Source organism: Elongatibacter sediminis, assembly GCF_037892215.1.
In the GTDB taxonomy this organism is placed as follows: Bacteria; Pseudomonadota; Gammaproteobacteria; order Xanthomonadales; family SZUA-36; genus Elongatibacter; species Elongatibacter sediminis.
Map to the genome: position 1 here is coordinate 698021 of NZ_JAZHOG010000001.1, position 17335 is coordinate 715355.

Genomic DNA, 17335 nt, shown 5'->3' on the forward strand with positions numbered 1-17335 from the left:
CACCTTCGTATTCACCCCCACCCAGCCCATCAACGGATTCTTCAGCCAGGAGCCGGCTGTCAATCCCGGTTCCGGTGACCTCACGTTCACGGTTAACAACGGCGTCACCGGCAGCGCCTTGTTCACCGTCGTGCTGACCGATGACGGCGGGACGGACAATGGCGGGGATGACAGCTCACCAGCGGTGAACCTGGAGATTCGCGCCAACAGCACCGGGACCACGTCGGACCTGTCGATCATCAAGAGCAATGGCGTTGATGAGGTCGACCCGCAGAATGACACCATTTGGACCCTGACCATCGAGAACGCCGGACCGGACCCGGTTTCGTCGGTGGAAGTGCAGGATCTGCTGCCCGCCGAAGTCACCCAGGCGAGCTGGATGTGCCAGGCCAACGCCCAGGCCTCCTGCACCACCAGTGGCGCGCAAAGTGGCGATGTAGACGAAACCCTGGGTCTGGCCAGCGGCGGCATGGTCCTGATCACCATTCAGGCAGAAATCGACGATGCCGCCACCGGCACTCTGGTCAATACCGCCACCCTCACCCTGCCCAACGGCGTAACCGACCCGACGCCAGACGACCTGTCCAGCACCGACAGCGACACGCTTCAGTCAGGCGCCGCCATCTTCAAGAATGGTTTCGAATAAAAAGAGCCCCAGCAATGCGGTCAGGCCAGAAATGGGGTCAGAGTAAAGGGACAGAGTAAAAGGGCGCTTACTCTGTCCCTTTACTCTGACCCCATTCTTCAACCCCACGATTGACAGCGTCGACGGGTCGATTGACCCATGCTAGTATCAGGCGCGAGACAAGCGATGAACTGAGGAGTGATATCAGCATGGAACTGTTGAGTTTGCAGGAAATCGAAAAACACGAAGAAACCGAACAGATGGTACGTGCCATTACGGCTGAAACGGAGCAGGTTGAGTGGGTGTCGCTGTTTTCGGCCAATGGCAAGCACGGACTTTCCGTTCGCAGAGACCCTGCGACGCAGGAGAACGCTCGATAGAATCCGTTTTCAGCGCCTGCCAAACGGAGGCGCAGAGTACGGTTCAAACGTAGTTTGAGTTTCACTGCCATGGGCGATGCGGCCGAAAGACGCCGACGCAGCGACACGGTCTGGTCGTCTCTGGACATCTACGACACGCGCAACCGGAAGGTGGCGACCGCGCTCGCGGCCATCGCCCGCCTGTTCGATGAGCAACGTCCCCTGCAGGGGGGCGAAAGCGAGTTCCTGTCGCTATATGACAACCTCCACGCTCTGAGCCCACAAGCATTCACCCGCTTGGTCAGTTCGCCCGAGGCCTATTGCTGGGTTCACCATGCCTACGAGTTGATCCAGATACATTTTCGTTCTGGCAACGGTGAGCGCGAAGATACAAAGGGACCGATCAGCAAGCACCTGGAAGCATTCAAAGTGCTCGCCGCAGGAGCTTTTTTCACGGACGGGCAAGCCATCGCTTTCGACGCGCCCTGTTCCTGCGAAATGCCGGTCAATCTGCCATGCACGAATTTGCTACTGGACGGCGATGGGCCGGTCAGCCTTCACGGCGTCGCCGGCGGACAGGTGCATGTATCGGTCGGCGGCGAGAAATTCAGGCTATCGCCGCAATCCGACCGGCCAGAGGAGCCGGGGCGGGAGCCGGTCTCCCTGCTCAGGCAAGCCCTGCTCTCCCTGGATGGGGGCGAAATTCTCCTCAGCCCCTATGTGTTCCAGCCTTCCCGGATCGAGTCGGCCGACCGTGCCAATACCCTGGCCGTGGGTTATGAAGGCCACCATCGGCTCTTGCCGCGTATGCAGGAATCGTTTGAAGTCATGCGGCGGTTCGCACCTGACGACTACAAGCAGATCGCGGCCACGGTGTCCTGCATCGGTCTCAATGACCCGGCCCAGTCCGACCGCAGTCAGACCAGTCTGTCCGACATGCCGGGCACCTTTATCGTGCCGTGCTATGTGAATCCGTTTCCAAATATCGAGTGCATCATCCACGAATATTTTCACAATCGGCTATTCGCTCTCGAGGAAGCCGGTCAGATTTTCATCGACCAAGAGGATGAACAGGGGCGCAGTGCCCGGACGTTGTTTTCACCCTGGCGGGTAGCTGCCCGCCCGATCAAAGGGTTGTTGCATTCGACCTACGTCTTCATTCCGGTAACGCGATTCTGGCTGGCCGTTTACGAAGGCACGGACGACGCGGACCCCATCCGGGCCTATGCCCTGGACGACAGCATCCGGCAGATCCTCAACCTCAGAATCGGCATGCATCTGCTGCGGAATCACGGGCGCTTCACCGAGTACGGCGAGACGATTATTGCGGCGATGGAATCCAGCGTCGCTGAAATCATCGAGAGGGCCGAGCAAGCCGGCATCGCCCACGACGCACCAGCCATGCAGAACAATCTGGACGGCACCGTGACTCCGCTCAAATGGTCAGGCTACGAGCGCACTGTCACGGTGCGTGAGAACCTGAGAGCCAACATTCAGCATCACGATGTCAATGGCGACTGTCGCGATCTTCCGTTTGCGATTTAACATCGGGGGATGGTGCATCGGGCAGCAGCCCCTTTGACATTGCAAAGCTCGCCAGCCGCAAAAGCTGATGATAGAACCAGGGCGCCAATGATGGACGCCCAATCGATTTCGACAGCGCGACACACACGCCATACGCCAGACTTCGCTCACGCCACCAGGCTGGGCCTGCCACCACGGGCGGCGCGACCGATTCCTTACCAGCACTGGCGTCGTCGATAGCCCGAAAGGCGGATTCGATAAGCCGCGCAGACCGCTCCCGGGCTTCGCTTCTGGCGGCCGCGTGGTTATCAAACGCACCAACGATCTGGGGGTGCGTATTGATCTCATAAACCTGCGGCTGACCGTCGACGATCCCATAGTCGATGCGCCCGTACTCGATCTGTCCAAGGCGGGCGACTTCGCGCAAATGAGATTCATGCGGATTGCCCTCGATGTAATCACGCTCGGCGGCAATGATTTCGTCATCGACGAACATCGGCGCCTTGACACACCAGGCGTCCTCGACGAACAGGTGTGCGGGCACGATGCGGTCCTCAAAAACGAAAGCCGAGTATTTCCAGAAACGCCCCTGTGGGTCCGGCCGGTTGAGGAATTCGGTGATGAGAAGATCATCCGCAGCCATTCGCTCAGTCATTTGCCGCAGCGCCGCGTCGAGTTCATCGGGCGTGTGCAACAGTTCGCTCTCGGGCCCCGAGTGACTGTTCTCGCGCCGGATGAAAACGGGGAAACGTGACGGAGTCCGATCCTCTTCCAGACGAAAGACATCGAAGCCATTCATGCCGCTCTTGTTCAACGTTCTGAGAAGCGAATACCGCCGCTGCGTTCGCAGGGGATGGTTCAGTAGCCGGGCTTCCGGCCAGGTCTTCTTCAGGTGATGCCAGTACAGCGCGGCCCGTTCACGTTGCCAGGCCGGAAGCCGCTCCAGGTCCGCGAAAATATAGGTCGCACGAGGCAGGCGCGAGAAGCTGAACAACTGCTTGTAAGACACCAGCCGAACCGACTTTCGAAGCGACGCGCCCCAATAACCGAAATACGCGGCAACGACGTGTCGCTCTGCGCTGGTGCAGACATAGATGATCATGGGAAAACGAGAACCATCCCCGCACGGAGGTTGCGAATCAGACCGGCAACAGCCTCCTGAAACCGTTCCAGAAAACGTGTTGCATTAAAAAACGGCACGGCCATCAAATAACACCGCCGCGAAATGGGGTCAGAGTAAAGGGACAGAGTAAACAAGCCATTCCATTATTGCGAAGAGCGCCGGCACCCTCTCAATGAAAACCGGGTTTCCTCTTCATCCCCGAAACGCATACATGCACAAGCCCCGAAGTACTGGCGTCAGTCGAATCAAGGGGCGGCAGGTGGGCTGCACCACCACGCCCTGTCCTGCCGCCACCCCGTCTTTCCCCAACGAAAGCCTAGCGCACTAAAATCGAGGGAATCGGGACCGGGCATGGTGCCGCCGGCGGGTTGAGCCTGATCACATCGTATTCCAGGGCTGAATACCCCTGGCCCGCATACGTCGGGTTCGGATTCAACAGGATATGCATCAGGTTGCAACTGCTTGAGGAAATCTCCCCTGTTCCCCACTGCTCCTCGTTGACGTCGCCCGGGTCGAAGCCCGCGCCCCACACCGGACCTTCAGTGATAAACACATCCACATCCGTGGTATTACCGGCGCCAATGTTCACGGGGCCCACGGCAATCAGGAAGATCTGTTTGCCCGCGTTGTCATAGCTGTAGAAAGTAGCCACGACGGTCAGCACGCCACCGGGAATCACGAGTTCAAGCTGCATCCCCTCGCCGGCGCGCGCGGGACCGTTCCACCAATTGCCGTTGAGTCCCGGATTGATGACAAATGTCTCAACCGCCTCGTCGGCAAGGTAGGCGATCAGGTTGGCCAGAAAGCGATCATTGTCGCTGTCGATTCCGTCACCGTTCGAGAGGCCGTGATTGCTGATCATGTCGATGTCTGACAGCGCGACGACGCGCCCATCGCCGATCAGTGCTTCGAGAATCACGGGGTTGCCGCTTTGATCTTCGGCTAGCACGGAAAATCCGGCGGTTTCTTCGAAATATCGAATCGTCCCCGCCATGGTGAGTGCCTCGGACGTGCCGAAGGGGCCGTCGAACATCGGTCGGGTTTCGCCGAGCCCAGTCGGATTGGCCGGCGGCGAAGCACTGTCAGCGGAAATATCCAGACCAAAGGCAATGCAGATGGCATCATGACTGGCATCATCGCAACTGATGACCATGGTCCCGCCCTGGGACACCCAGTCGAACATGGCCTGACCTTCGTCTTCCGTGATGAAATCCTCATCACTGTCGGCCAGATAGCCGACAAGGAAAATGTCGAATGTGGACAATACCGTGTAGGTGATAGGGTCAGCCACGTCGGTGACGTTGACTGCCTCCGGATAGGTTCCCGCTGGTCCGAAATTATCGGGATTGAGCAGCTTCGACCGGGTATCGGTCATATTCGCACCATCCAGCGTCCAACCACCACTGCCCTCAAACCTCGAATCGGCGATAGAGCCAACCTCGACAGCACCAACCTGGGAACTGAATACGAGGCACAATCCAATGACTGCCAAAATTCCATGCTTATACATCTGCTTACTCCCTGCCTAAAGAGTGAGTTTTGGGGTCAGAGTAAAGGGACAGAGTAAACCAACAGCAGATTTAGTGTGAGTTCTGGGTCAATGTGAGTTTCGGCCCAGAGTAAAGAAATAGATTGAATCGGCATCAACCCACGGAATTTTCCTACCGCTGAAAACTACAATTTCCTCTGGCACGCGAATAGCTGTTGCCTTCAGCATGAAACCCTTCTCGGTCACACCAGGGGAAGGTAGTGCCAAGACGTGCACGATTCTGTCCGGCTGGCTATCCCGTACACCTGATCCAGCGCGGAAACAACCGACAAGCCATTTTCACATGTGATGCGGACATGGCTGCGTACGCCAACTGGCTGACCGAGGGAGCCGGTCGATTTGGCGTGGCCGTTCATGGCTGGGTCTTCATGACCAATCACGTACACCTGGTGGCTACTCCCGGCCATGACGACAGCCTCTCGCAACTGATGCAGTTTCTCGGACGGCTCTATGTGCGTCATTTCAACTACAAGTACACCCGCAGCGGCACCCTGTTCGAAGGTCGATTCAAAACCAGCATCGTGGAAGAAGATCACTACTTGTTAACCTGCCTGCGTTACATCGAACTGAATCCGGTCAGAGCCGGTTTGGTCAGGCATCCGGGTGATTACCACTGGTCGAGTTTCGGGGCACATGCATGTGGGACCAAACCCCGGCTGTGGTCGCCTCATGGCCGCTATCTGACCCTGGGCCGCAATGGGAAACAGCGTCGGCAAGCCTGGCGGGCACTCATCAATGAAACTCTGGACATGAGGGTGATGGCCAAGGTTCGACACTGCGCCAATACCGGGCTTGTACTGGGAACCCAGACCTTCAGAGAACAAGTGCGCCAACTTCGCAACTGACTTCGCTCCCTTCTCTTTACTCTGTCCCTTTACTCTGACCCCAAAACTTCCATGGTAGGCTATCCTTTTGCACTGAACCCACTATTATTCGTCGATCGACGTTGCAGATCGATTCAATAACCAGAAGGAGTTTTCATCCGATGCAGAAACCCCTGTTGGCCTGTGCGGCCACGCTTGTCCTGTGCGCCTGCGGCGACTCGGCAGAGTCGCAATCATCGGCCAGTACCGACCCCTCAGCGGAGACCCGTAGCGCCAATCCCTCGTCGAAAGGTGGCCGCAAAGCTCCGAAATGGACCTTCAGCATCGATGGAATGCCGACACTTTCGGGACGCATGGTCACCGGTGTCATCATGAACGGATACGGCAACTATGCATTTGCTGATGGCCGGTCGACGGCCAGCGTTCGCCTGGTAGAAGGCAGCACCGCCAGCACCATGAACTTCAACTTCAGGGAGGAAGAGATGCGCTGCTCGAATTTCGGTGACGCGCAGGCAACGGTCGATGGCGACAAAGCATTCGTTTCCGGTGAGGTGAAATGCTTTGCTAAAGGAGTCGATCCCGCCGACGGTGCGGCCGCGAACATCGAAGGCTGGTTTCAGTTGAAGAAATAGAGGACCACAGATGAAAACGCACCTGTCCTTGCTGGTCATCGCCGTCGCGACACTCGCTTCCTGCACGGCCGATCACGATACGGCGGAAGAACCGCAGAACGCCGCCACCGGAGCGCCATCGGTAGAACGAGAGTCTCTGCTCCTGCCGTGGACGGAGCAACTGCGCATCCGGCAGAGCTGGCTCGAGACCCGCCACGAAATGTTGCTGGAGATGATGCGGCGGCATGGTATTGATATGTGGATCGTGGTGAACGAGGAGTTCAATAACGACCCGCTCACCGAGTACATCGCGCCGCCCCGGCCATATGCCGGCAACCGCGACATCTTCATTTTCATCGATTCAGGTGATGATGCCGGCTTGCGGACAGTCGCCCTCACCGGTTACGAGGAGGAAAACCTGGCCCGGTTTTTCGAACTGGCCCAGTTCAAACCGGACCCGAACAATCCACGTAAGGCCAGGGAAGTACTGGCCGAACTCTATGCCGAGCATCAACCCGGGGTGATCGGCCTGGGCACTGGTGGACACCGGGGCATGAGCCGCAGCCTCAGCCATGACAGCTACCTGCTGCTCAGTGAAGCCATGGGCGAGGAAGCGACGGCGAAGTTTGTCAGTGCCGAGGGTCTCATCGAAGAGTACCTCGAGACCCGCATTCCGGAAGAATTGCCCCACTACACCAAGCTCGTCCAACTCACTGAGGAAATTACCCGAAGAGCCTTGTCGAATGAAGTCATCGACCCGGGCAGGACCACTGTGGGCGACGTACGCAACTGGCTCTACGACGCCTTGTGGGATGCCGGGGTTGAAACCTGGTTTCAGCCCGACATGCGGGTCCAGCGCCATGGACTCGAGGACAACATGTCGCGGGGATTCCTCGCAGTTGCGCCCGAGAGCATGGTCATTGAAAGAGGCGACGTGATTCACGTGGACTTCGGGATCAGTTACATGGGTTTCGACACCGACTGGCAAAAACACGCCTACGTGCTCCGGGAAGGTGAAGACGATGTGCCGCAGGGACTCAAAGACGCCATGGCCAATACCAACGCACTGCAGGATGCCCTGATGCTGCGCGCCTCAAGGCCTGGAAGAACGGCTGGAGCGGTGCACGACGCCACCATGGCCGAGATGCAGGAAAAGGGCATCGAAGCACAGATCTATTCCCACCCGCTGGGCAACCACGGGCATGGCATGGGAGCCGGTATCAGCTTCTCCAATGCAAAAAATGAAGCACGTGCCAGCAAAACGCTGCGCAAGGGAGCCTACATCGCGATCGAGTTGAACACGAAAACCCCGGTGCCCGAGTGGGACAATCAAGACGTGTTCATCATGATGGAGGACCCCGCCCACCTGACGGATGATGGATGGGAATTCTTCCGACCGCGGCAGGAAGCCTTCTACCTGATCAGGTGAGCAACTCGCACACGCTGATCCGGCGGATGGCAAATCTCGTGCACGAATACAGGATGCTTGACCAGAGGTTTTCATGAAAAAACTGCTTTTGCTCGGACTGCTGACCGGTGGTGTTCTGATCGTATCGACGGCCAGTGCACAAGCCACGAGAGACCCGCAGACCCTGGTCTCGGCGGACAAGCTGCACGCCATGATCGACGAGATCTCCGGTGCCGAAGCCCACGCTCACGTGATGGAAATCACCCCTTACGAACGCAACCGCCCTGCCAGCGAGTACGGATCGGGCACGTACCGCGAGGCGGCCTACATGGCGAAAAAGGCGCGTGAGGTAGGCCTCAGCGAGGTCAGCATCGAACGTTTCCCGCAAGCCTGGGACGAGTGGGATGCCGAGATGGCGGAACTGTGGATCGAGCAACCCGAGAAGAAGCTGATCACCCGTTACCGGGACGTGACCGCCACGCTCGCGTCGGGTTCCCGGTCGGCCGATGTGCGGGCCGAAGTCGTTGATGTCGGCCCCGGTGACCGCGAGACGGACTACGAAAACCGGGACGTGACCGGCAAGCTGGTTTTAGCCTCGGGTCCGGTGGACAAGGTCCATGAACTGGCCGTGCTCAAGTTCCAGGCGGCAGGAGTCTTGTCGTACTTCAATGGCTCGGGGAAACCCGAAGAGCGACCGGACCAGATCGCCTGGGGGAGACTGCACAAGCTTCATGAACTGGCTGAGGTCGAACAACCCGATCCGAATACGACATTCGGATTCATCCTTTCGCATCGCATGGGTACGGAGTTGGTCAAACTGGTACGTGAATCCGAAAACGTCGTTGCCCGCGCGATCGTGAAAACAGCCCGTCATCCCGCCGACCTGCAGGTGGTGACGGCGATCATTCCCGGTGACGGCTCCATCAGCCCGTCCGAAAAATCCGAAGTGGTGTTTATCGCCCACCTGTTCGAAGGAATCGCCAAGCAAGGCGCCAATGACAATGGCAGCGGGCCGGCCGTCCAGCTCGAAATGGCTCGGAGCTGGTTGCGGTTGATCGAAGACGGTGTTCTGCCCCAACCCAAACGCACCGTACGGTTTCTGTGGGTGCCCGAATTCACGGGCACAAGGGCCTACATCGAACGCTATTCCGATTTCCTGGAGCGATTGATCGGGGTCATCAATATGGACATGGTGGGAGCGAACCAGAGCCTTCACCGGCACAGCCTGAACGTGGTGACCACCGCCTACAGTCTGCCGAGCTTCGTCAACGACCTGGCAATTCAATTCATGGAATACGTGGGTGACACGAACCGTTCCAAGGTCACCAACCGGAAATTCGGTTTCGGCTTTCGACGCCCCATCTTCGACCTCACAGGCACGCGGGATCCGTTCTGGTTCCATATCTCTCGATTTTCTTTCGGCAGCGATCACCAGGTATTCACCGAGGCCACGCCGCGCGTGCCGTCGGTCGCGTTCAACAACTTCCACGATTATTCGTATCACACCAGCGAGGATTCGCCACTGCTGCTCGACCCGACCCAGATGAAAAGAATGGCCTTAATCGGCCTGGCCATGGGGGAAGTCATGGCCAACGCCCACGGCGATGAAGCGCTCGCCGTGGCCAGCCTGAGCGCCGCCTACGGACAGCGCCGGCTGGGCGAAGATCTCACCGAGGCAGTCATGTTGTTGGCACACGCATCCGCCGAGGACCTGCACACGACCTGGAAAGAGGCTCGAAACCTCATGCACTGGGCCTATCGCAGGGAGCTGGCGGGCGTGCAATCGAGCGCTCATCTGATCGGGCCGGACGAACAAGCCATGCAGCAACTTGGTGCCATCGAACAAGCACTTGCAGCCGGCCAGGACCTCGACTTTCGACGGGTCGATGCAGCTTACGCAGCCCGCTGCCTGACGCTCGGTGTGGCTCCCATGCGGGAAATATCGTTCAGTGAAGAGGAAAAGCAAGCCCGCAAGATGGTGCCTCACAGAACGGCAATAGAAGCTGAAGACAAACCAAGTTCCGGCGACTCGGAAACAAAACCGCCGCTCGCACAGTATTACGCGCTGGAAGCAAAGAACTACGCCGACGGAAAACGATCCATTCTCGAAATCAGGAACGCCATCAGTGCCGAGTATGGCCCGGTGGAACTGGCAAAGGTCATGGCATTTTTTCGCGACCTGGAGCAATCCAACCAATGGACCATCAAAAACCCGGGTCAGAAAACGTGGGGTCAGAGTAAAGGGACAGAGTAAACCGACAGCCATTCCAGGCCCTTTCTCGTCACCTGGTACAGCGATCCCGGATTGAACCCGCAAACTGAACCCGCCCAGACCCGACATGGCCAGAAGACGACAATCGTCAGCAACGTCACCATGCAAGCAGGACGCTTATTGACGAGAAATTGACAGGTTGAACAGAGCCCGACAAGCCGCCAGCCCCGTACATGTGTCGGGAAGAGAACCTTTCAGACACCCAATGTGCCGAGGTCACAGCGCACCACACACGTCCGTTTTTACTCTGTCCCTTTACTCTGACCCCATTCATTTTTTCAGCGCGGCTCTATAATGACTGGTAGTGGAGCCTTCGCTATGGAGACGTGCCCGATGATCAGTCACCTGGCCAAACGATCGCTTTTCATCAGCGGCATCTTCTTCGCTCTCGCAGCATCGAACCTGGCGGCGCAATCGGTAACGGTGATGGGTACCGCCGAGGAAGCACGCGCCTGCATGTCAGGCGCGGAACTGGCGGCGAACATGCGGGTCGGATCCCGATCGGACCTGAAGGCCTGCGACTACGCCATCGAAAACAGCAAGCTGAGCCGTCGCGACCTGGCGGCGACCTATACCAACCGCGGCGTGATCAATACCGCCATGAGGCGCTATCAGCAGGCCTTCGAAGACTACAATCTGGCCATCGACCTGATGCCAAAATTGCCCGAACCCTACGTCGGTCGCGGCAATGTGTACTTCCTGGCCGAACGACTGGGAGAGGCGATTGAGGATTACACCAGGGCAATGGATCTCGGGCTCGGCAGAACGCATCTCGCGCTGCTGAACCGCGGTATGGCGTACGAGGCACAAGGCCACCTGCAGCAGGCCGAAACCGACTACCGCGAGGCTGTGACTTTTGCACCCGAGTGGCCGCTGGCACAGCAGAAACTGGAAAGTCTTGTATCCAGGCGTCATAACCACGCAGAAGAGACCGGACAGAACAATTAGTCAGGTCTTTTTTTCCGGAATGCGCGACTGAAACAGGCTCTCAGCCAGGTGCTATTCACCCCTGTTTACTCTGTCCCTTGACTCTGACCCCAATATTTCCGGTGCGTAATGCACTCAAACGCAACAACAATTGCCTTGAATGGCACGCGCGAACCGTTCCAGAATCCCAAGGTGGCATGGGAGCAAGCTTTCTGCCCGCAACTGACTGACCGATGATGGAGACGGGTCGCAACGTGATGACACCACGGAATGAGGTTTTCGCACGGGGAGCTCGCACATTGAGTCTGGTCGCCCTGGTCAGCGGCGTTGCATTGGCGTCGCAACCGGCCCAGGCGGAACAGACCTGGGGCTATGTCGTCGGCTCGTTTTCCACCGCGACCTACGCGGATGACGAAAGCTGCCCGGAAGGCATCAACCCGGAAGGCAAGGAGCTCGATCGCCGTAATCTGCTCTCGCTGGGCTATACCCCGGATGAAGCACAGAAAATTCTGCTCGAAGGACCCGCCTCGGTGGGCGCCGACTGGAGCATTCTGCCGATGCGCGGGCGCATCGACGGCAAACCCGTCAACGTATTCACCTACCCTGAGTCGGTCCCGGATCCCCATATCAAGACGCTGCGGGGGTCGATAGCCTATGGCTTCAATCTCGACGGCCAGGTGACAGCAGAAGACTTCCAGGACCCGGAAACCGGCGCGAGCGGTATCGACAACCAGCTCTTTCGCGCGGTCGGCTGCCTGCAGGAGTACCACATCAACTTGCCGGTCCGGCCTTTGTATGAAGCGATGATGTGGAACTACGCCATCGACACGATGCCGGCATGGCTGATCTCGATTACGGGCTCAGATCTGCGGGGCGATGGCCCCGTGACCGTCCGCTTTCTGAAGGCCACCCATCACCCCGAGCGCGATGCCGACAAAGGTATCCTGGCCGGCGTCACCTACCTGATCGCTGACGAGCCCGATCCCGGAATCAACACTTTCGAAGGGCGAATCGAGAACGGCATGCTTACCGTCCAGCCGGGCGACCTGCGCCTGCCGGGCGAGTCACCCATACTCACTGAATTGGACCTGGCCGAAGCGCAGCTGAGGTTCCGTTTTCTACCGGACGGCGGTGGACTGCAGGGCTTCGTCGGCGGCTATCAGCCGTGGCTGGACTTCTATTTCATGCACGCGGCCCTTGGCTCGGCCAACGAGCAGAGCGGCAACGATGTGCCGGGAATCTACTACGCCTTGAAACGCCTGGCGGACGCGGACCCGGACCCCGACTCGGGAGCCAACCGCCGGATCTCCGCAGCCTACCAATTGCAAGCGATGCCCGCCTTTCTCGCAACCCGTGAAGGACAGGTGGTCGCGGTACCGGGTGAGCCTCCGGAGCAAAGTCGTGCGAACGAACTGACCCTCAACGGCAACCCCACAAAACGGGACGGGAGCTCTGAATGAAGGAACGATCGCCAGGATCCGCCCGAACACGGTCGGCCGCTCTGCTGATATGGGTTGCGGTTCTCGCGGGGCTCTCCCTGACTTCATGCGACTCCGCCCAGGGACAGCACGTTTCCGGACAGGATGCTGCCGGACAGCTCGTGTCGGCGACATCCGCCCCGGTGGAGGAACGCCGGGTTGGCGGCTTCTACCGGCTGACGGAAGAACAATACCGGCAGGTCATACGCGATGTACTGGGAACGAGCATCGTGGTCGGCGGACGTTTTCAGCCCTTCGAGCGTGAGTCCGGCCTGCTCGCCGTCGGAGCCGGGATTGCCACCACATCGGCCTCCGGTCTCGAGCTGTACGATGCGATGGCCCGTGAGGTTGCGGCGCAGGCCACAGCTGCTCCCCTGCGCACCTTGTTGATTGGATGCACACCAGAGGATGAATCCAGGCCTGACCAGGCCTGCGCGTCTCAGTTCCTCAACCGCGTCGGCCGATTGCTGTTCCGGCAACCTCTGTCTCCGGAAGACAGCGCCTTGTTCGTCCAAATCGCAGCAGACACATCGCGCAAACTGGGCGGATTCCATCGCGGTCTGCAGGAAAGTCTAGCCACGATGCTGGTCGACCCGCGATTCCTGTTTCGCATCGAAATGCTCGAGCCCGACCCGGACCATCCTGGCGAGTATCGCCTCGACAGCTACTCCCGCGCTTCCCGGCTGAGTTTCTGGCTTTGGAACAGCATTCCCGACGAGGCATTGCTCGCCGCCGCGGAAGCGGGCGAACTGCTCACCGAAGATGGCCTCGCTCGCCAGGTCGACCGGATGCTGGCTTCCCCGAAACTCGAACGCGGCGTACGTGCCTATTTCACCGACTTGCTGCGGCTCGACGGATTCAACACCCTGTCGAAGGACGTATCGCTGTTTCCCCGATATACGGCAGGACTCAGCGAACAGGCCGTCGAACAGACGCTGCGGACCATCGTGCACCATGTGCTCGTCGAGCAGGGTGACTATCGCGACATCTTCACCCTGCGCCAGACCTTTCTGACCCGCACCCTGGGCGCCGTATACGGCGTTCCGGTCATCGCGAGCTTCGAAAACGGCGCACCCGAACCGTGGGTGTCGACCGTGTATCCGGAGAATGACCCACGAACCGGCATCCTTTCGCACATCAGTTTCGTCGCGCTGCATTCGCACGCCGGTCGCAGTTCGCCGACCCTGCGCGGCAAGGCCTTACGGGAAATCTTTCTGTGCCAGAACGTGCCACCTCCGCCGGGTGACGTGGACTTTTCCCGGTTTGAGACAGCCGACACCAGCAAACTCAAGACCATGCGGGAACGGCTTAGCGCCCATGCCAACGAGCCGCTCTGCGCCGGGTGCCACCAACTCACCGATCCGCTCGGCCTCGCTCTCGAAACCTTCGATGCCGCCGGCGTTTACCGGACAACGGAGAATGGCGCAACGATCGATACCAGTGGCAACCTGCATGGCGTGACGTTTCAGAACTCCGCCGAGCTGGGCCAGGTCGTGCGCAACGATCCCACCGTGCCGGTGTGCGCGGTCAATCGCGCCTTCGCTTACGGGGCCGGCAAGCCCGCCCAACGGCAGGCTCTGGAACCCATCGAAGAGGAATTTGCCGAGAGCGGTTTCCGATTCGTGAATCTGTTGCGTACCATTGCGCTGAGCGACGCGTTTTTTGGCGCGAAACCGGATGCGACACAGCTCGCCGCGAACCGTTGAATGATTTGAGGAGATCGAGCATGACACTGAAAACCTTCAGTCGCAGACGGATGCTGCGCGGCCTCGCCGCCGGTGGTGCGATCAGTGTGGGGCTGCCGTTTCTCGACTGTTTCCTCAACGAAAACGGCACCGCGCTGGCGTCGACCGGCACCCGCCTGCCAGTGCGCTTCGGCACGTGGTACTGGGGCCTGGGCCTGCCGCCCGGACACTGGGAACCGCAGCCAACGGCCAACGGCAGCTACGAATTCCCGGCACTGTTGTCGATGCTGTCTCCGTATCGGGAGAAACTAACGGTGTTCAGCGGCATGCGGGTGGATGCGGATGGTAAATCCACCGAACCCCATGACTCCGGTGCCAACTGCATTTTCACCGGCGTGATGTCGCAGCACACCGCCGCGCCCGGCAAGAGCCTGGACCAGAGCATCGCCGAAGTCATTGGCGGCGGGACCCGATTCCGGTCTATTCAGATGGTTTGCAACGGCAACCCCGAAGTCAGTATGAGTTCCACCGGGGCCAATGCGGTCAATCCTTCCGAGGTATCTCCGCTTGCGCTGTATACGCGGATTTTCGGGCAGGGATTCACCGAGCCGGGCGCAGACTCGTTTACGCCCGATCCGGAAATCATGGTGCGTGAAAGCGCCCTGTCCGCCGTCGGCGAACAGCGCCGGGAGCTGCTGCAACTGGTGGGGGCCGAAGACCGGCGCCGCCTCGATCAGTATTTCACCTCGCTGCGTGACCTGGAGAACAAGCTCGCTGTCGAACTCAGCGAGCCCGAACCCATGCCTGCCTGTTCGGTCCCTGAGCCGCCGGAAGAGGTGGCTGACCGGTCGGTGATGATCGATGACGTCAAACGGCGACACGACCTGTTCGCCGAGTTGCTCGCGCACGCCCTGGCGTGCGGGCAGACCCGGGTGTTCAACCTGGCCCTGTCGCACGGCAATGCAAACATCAGAAAAAAGGGCAACCCCACTCACCATCATGCGCATTCGCACGAAGAGCCGGTGGATGAGCAACTCGGATACCAGCCCATGACCACGTGGTTCAGCCTCGAGTACATGAAGCTCCTGGGCAACATGCTCGCCACTTTGGAAAACTTCAGGGAAGGCGACGGCAGCCTGCTGGACAACGTGCTGATGTACATCCCCACCGATCATGGCAATGCCCGGCTGCATTCACTGCAGGATATACCTCTGTTCCTGGCGGGCGGTGCCGGCGGACGCGTCCACACCGGCCAATACCTGCCGCTTCGGGGTCAGACCATCACCCGGGTGGGTCTCACGGTACAGCAACTCATGGGCGTGCCCGTCGGAAGCTGGGGAACGGGAGCGAATGAAGTCTCATCCCCCATCGGCGAGATCGTCGCCTAGCCCGAATAGCGCGAACAATCGAACGGCGCATGAAACCAAGAACAAACCGTCTATGAAACAACCAGTCCGGATCGCGCAGCGTGCTTTTTGCACGGTATTCGTTTTGATTTCCACCGCGTGCTCGTTCCCCGCTTCCGATGGCGCCGAAGGCAGCGAGACGGTTGGTATCACCGCGGCGGATTCCCAGCCACCCGAATCCACACCGCCCGGCGTCACGCTGGTCGACCTGATGGATGAGCAGAACAGTTCCCAGCCCATCTACCTGGCGACGCGGCTTGGGTCCGAGACGGGCGCGCCCTTGTACGTTCCAGAGAGCGACGATCTGGGCACCTGGTCGTGCACGCAGCAGTGTGCCGAGAATTACGCGCCCTTTCTCGCCCCCGCGGATGCGCAGGCCTTTGGTGCCTGGTCACTTCAAGAGGCGGAGGGCCAGCACAGGCAGTGGATGTACCACGGCAAACCGCTGTTCCTGGCGGTCGAAAAACCCGGGGCCGCAGGGGACGATGGAGCCAACCAGGATGTTCCGGCGCCCGGGGATCCCATACAGCCTGAAGAGGCCACCGTAACTACGGTCAGCAAAGACGTACAGCCGTCCGGGAACGCCGCCGAAAAAGGCGATGGATTGACACTTGCCTTGTTTGGACTGGCAAGACACCTGCCGCTGCCGCCCACGATCACGATCGAAGACCTGCCCGTGGCGGGTGGGCAGACGCTGGTCACCAGGGATCGCATGACGATTTATTTCTACACCGGCAACACCGAAGTCGAACAGAACGCGTGTGGAGCCGTGCCCTGTTATGCCCATTGGGAGGCCGTCGAAGCGCCTATGATGGCCCAGGCCGTCGGAGACTTCGCACCGGCACAACAGGAAAACGGCGTGGTGCAGTGGACCTACGCAGGCATGCCGCTATTCACCTATCGCGGCGATTTTGCCCCGGGGCAGGCCAATGGTGCGAACCAGTCCGAACATTGGCGGGTGGCGTTGCTGACCCGAAACTATCGCCCGGCCAACGTGGTAGTGGCCGAAGTGGCCGGACGCGGTCATTTCCTGACAACCACCGAGGGCAAGCCGCTCTACAATCGACTTCCCTTCCGCTACCGGTTCGGTGGACGTAACAGTTTCGAGGGATACATCCATAACCTCTACGAAGAGGGCAAGCAGCTCGGTACGGATGGATGCGATGCCGAATGCCTCGAGACCTGGCAACCCTTCGCGGCACCTCCTGGAGCGCAACCGGCAGGGTATTGGGAAATCTTCGAGCGACCGGATGGCACGCAGCAGTGGGCTTATCAGGGCTATGCCTTGTACACCAATACCGCCGATGACGGGCCGAACGACGTTACCGAAACCGGCCTGTATGAACCTCTGATAGGCGCGAACGCCCGCTACGACCTCGCGGACGGCGTCGCCAACAACGGCGTAGGCAAGGCAGCCGGGCTGAACTGGCACGTGGCCAAGCCCTGACCGAGCCGTTGCTCCAAGTTCGCCCGGGTACGCCTTTCAACCTTCGTTTACTCTGTCCCTTTACTCTGACCCCATTCTTCGGCTCGGAGGTTTGGGG

At 59.5% G+C, this 17335-nt stretch carries 14 protein-coding genes; 12 read left to right on the forward strand and 2 right to left on the reverse strand.

Annotated elements, in window-relative coordinates:
- The first annotated feature begins 118 nt into the window (after positions 1 to 118).
- From V3330_RS02735 to V3330_RS02745, 3 genes are all read left to right on the forward strand, one after another.
- Positions 119 to 646, forward strand: a complete 528-nt coding sequence (locus tag V3330_RS02735) for a hypothetical protein (RefSeq protein ID WP_354693849.1) — start codon at positions 119 to 121, stop codon at positions 644 to 646.
- 188 nt (positions 647 to 834) lie between these two features.
- Positions 835 to 1005, forward strand: a complete 171-nt coding sequence (locus tag V3330_RS02740; protein WP_354693850.1) for a hypothetical protein — start codon at positions 835 to 837, stop codon at positions 1003 to 1005.
- A 54-nt stretch (positions 1006 to 1059) separates the two neighbouring features.
- Positions 1060 to 2529 carry an aKG-HExxH-type peptide beta-hydroxylase gene (locus tag V3330_RS02745; protein ID WP_354693851.1) on the forward strand — a complete coding sequence of 490 codons (1470 nt, stop codon included), beginning with the start codon at positions 1060 to 1062 and terminating at the stop codon, positions 2527 to 2529.
- On the opposite strand, the gene V3330_RS02750 is transcribed toward V3330_RS02745, so the two are convergent.
- Together V3330_RS02750 and V3330_RS02755 are read right to left on the reverse strand one after the other, a co-directional pair.
- Positions 2492 to 3610 carry an ATP-grasp domain-containing protein gene (locus tag V3330_RS02750; protein WP_354693852.1) on the reverse strand — a complete coding sequence of 373 codons (1119 nt, stop codon included), beginning with the start codon at positions 3608 to 3610 and terminating at the stop codon, positions 2492 to 2494. The genes V3330_RS02745 and V3330_RS02750 overlap by 38 nt on opposite strands.
- A 337-nt stretch (positions 3611 to 3947) precedes the next feature.
- Positions 3948 to 5141 carry a DUF4350 domain-containing protein gene (locus tag V3330_RS02755; RefSeq protein ID WP_354693853.1) on the reverse strand — a complete coding sequence of 398 codons (1194 nt, stop codon included), beginning with the start codon at positions 5139 to 5141 and terminating at the stop codon, positions 3948 to 3950.
- Positions 5142 to 5380: 239 nt separating this feature from the next.
- Between V3330_RS02755 and V3330_RS02760 the strand changes: the two genes are divergently transcribed.
- The 9 genes from V3330_RS02760 (at position 5381) to V3330_RS02800 (ending at position 17238) form a co-directional block, all read left to right on the forward strand.
- Positions 5381 to 6025 carry a transposase gene (locus V3330_RS02760; RefSeq protein ID WP_354693854.1) on the forward strand — a complete coding sequence of 215 codons (645 nt, stop codon included), beginning with the start codon at positions 5381 to 5383 and terminating at the stop codon, positions 6023 to 6025.
- A 140-nt stretch (positions 6026 to 6165) separates the two neighbouring features.
- On the forward strand, positions 6166 to 6636 hold the full coding sequence (locus V3330_RS02765; RefSeq protein WP_354693855.1) for a hypothetical protein: 471 nt from the start codon (positions 6166 to 6168) through the stop codon (positions 6634 to 6636).
- A gap of 10 nt (positions 6637 to 6646) precedes the next feature.
- Positions 6647 to 8044, forward strand: coding sequence for a M24 family metallopeptidase (locus tag V3330_RS02770; protein ID WP_354693856.1), 1398 nt, complete (start codon positions 6647 to 6649; stop codon positions 8042 to 8044).
- Positions 8045 to 8117: 73 nt separating this feature from the next.
- Entirely contained in the window at positions 8118 to 10277 is a 2160-nt protein-coding gene (locus tag V3330_RS02775; protein WP_354693857.1) for a M28 family peptidase, read from the forward strand.
- 351 nt (positions 10278 to 10628) lie between these two features.
- Positions 10629 to 11243 (forward strand): tetratricopeptide repeat protein, encoded by a 615-nt coding sequence (locus tag V3330_RS02780; RefSeq protein ID WP_354693858.1) that lies wholly within the window; start codon positions 10629 to 10631, stop codon positions 11241 to 11243.
- Between the two features lie 278 nt (positions 11244 to 11521).
- Positions 11522 to 12682, forward strand: coding sequence for a hypothetical protein (locus V3330_RS02785; protein ID WP_354693859.1), 1161 nt, complete (start codon positions 11522 to 11524; stop codon positions 12680 to 12682).
- A gap of 140 nt (positions 12683 to 12822) precedes the next feature.
- Positions 12823 to 14406 carry a DUF1592 domain-containing protein gene (locus V3330_RS02790; RefSeq protein ID WP_354693860.1) on the forward strand — a complete coding sequence of 528 codons (1584 nt, stop codon included), beginning with the start codon at positions 12823 to 12825 and terminating at the stop codon, positions 14404 to 14406.
- Between the two features lie 20 nt (positions 14407 to 14426).
- Positions 14427 to 15773, forward strand: coding sequence for a DUF1552 domain-containing protein (locus V3330_RS02795; RefSeq protein WP_354693861.1), 1347 nt, complete (start codon positions 14427 to 14429; stop codon positions 15771 to 15773).
- 52 nt (positions 15774 to 15825) lie between these two features.
- The gene (locus V3330_RS02800; RefSeq protein ID WP_354693862.1) at positions 15826 to 17238 is read left to right on the forward strand and encodes a COG4315 family predicted lipoprotein; all 1413 of its coding nucleotides are present in this window, start codon (positions 15826 to 15828) and stop codon (positions 17236 to 17238) included.
- Positions 17239 to 17335 lie beyond the last annotated feature (97 nt).

Excerpts from the sequence above, each read along its gene's own strand:
- V3330_RS02740 (WP_354693850.1), top strand. The coding sequence starts at position 835 with ATGGAACTGTTGAGTTTGCAGGAAATCGAAAAACACGAAGAAACCGAA.
- V3330_RS02755 (WP_354693853.1), bottom strand. The coding sequence starts at position 5,141 with ATGTATAAGCATGGAATTTTGGCAGTCATTGGATTGTGCCTCGTATTC.
- V3330_RS02775 (WP_354693857.1), top strand. The coding sequence starts at position 8,118 with ATGAAAAAACTGCTTTTGCTCGGACTGCTGACCGGTGGTGTTCTGATC.
- V3330_RS02795 (WP_354693861.1), top strand. The coding sequence starts at position 14,427 with ATGACACTGAAAACCTTCAGTCGCAGACGGATGCTGCGCGGCCTCGCC.
- V3330_RS02780 (WP_354693858.1), top strand. The coding sequence starts at position 10,629 with ATGATCAGTCACCTGGCCAAACGATCGCTTTTCATCAGCGGCATCTTC.
- V3330_RS02765 (WP_354693855.1), top strand. The coding sequence starts at position 6,166 with ATGCAGAAACCCCTGTTGGCCTGTGCGGCCACGCTTGTCCTGTGCGCC.
- V3330_RS02750 (WP_354693852.1), bottom strand. The coding sequence starts at position 3,610 with ATGATCATCTATGTCTGCACCAGCGCAGAGCGACACGTCGTTGCCGCG.
- V3330_RS02800 (WP_354693862.1), top strand. The coding sequence starts at position 15,826 with ATGAAACAACCAGTCCGGATCGCGCAGCGTGCTTTTTGCACGGTATTC.
- V3330_RS02770 (WP_354693856.1), top strand. The coding sequence starts at position 6,647 with ATGAAAACGCACCTGTCCTTGCTGGTCATCGCCGTCGCGACACTCGCT.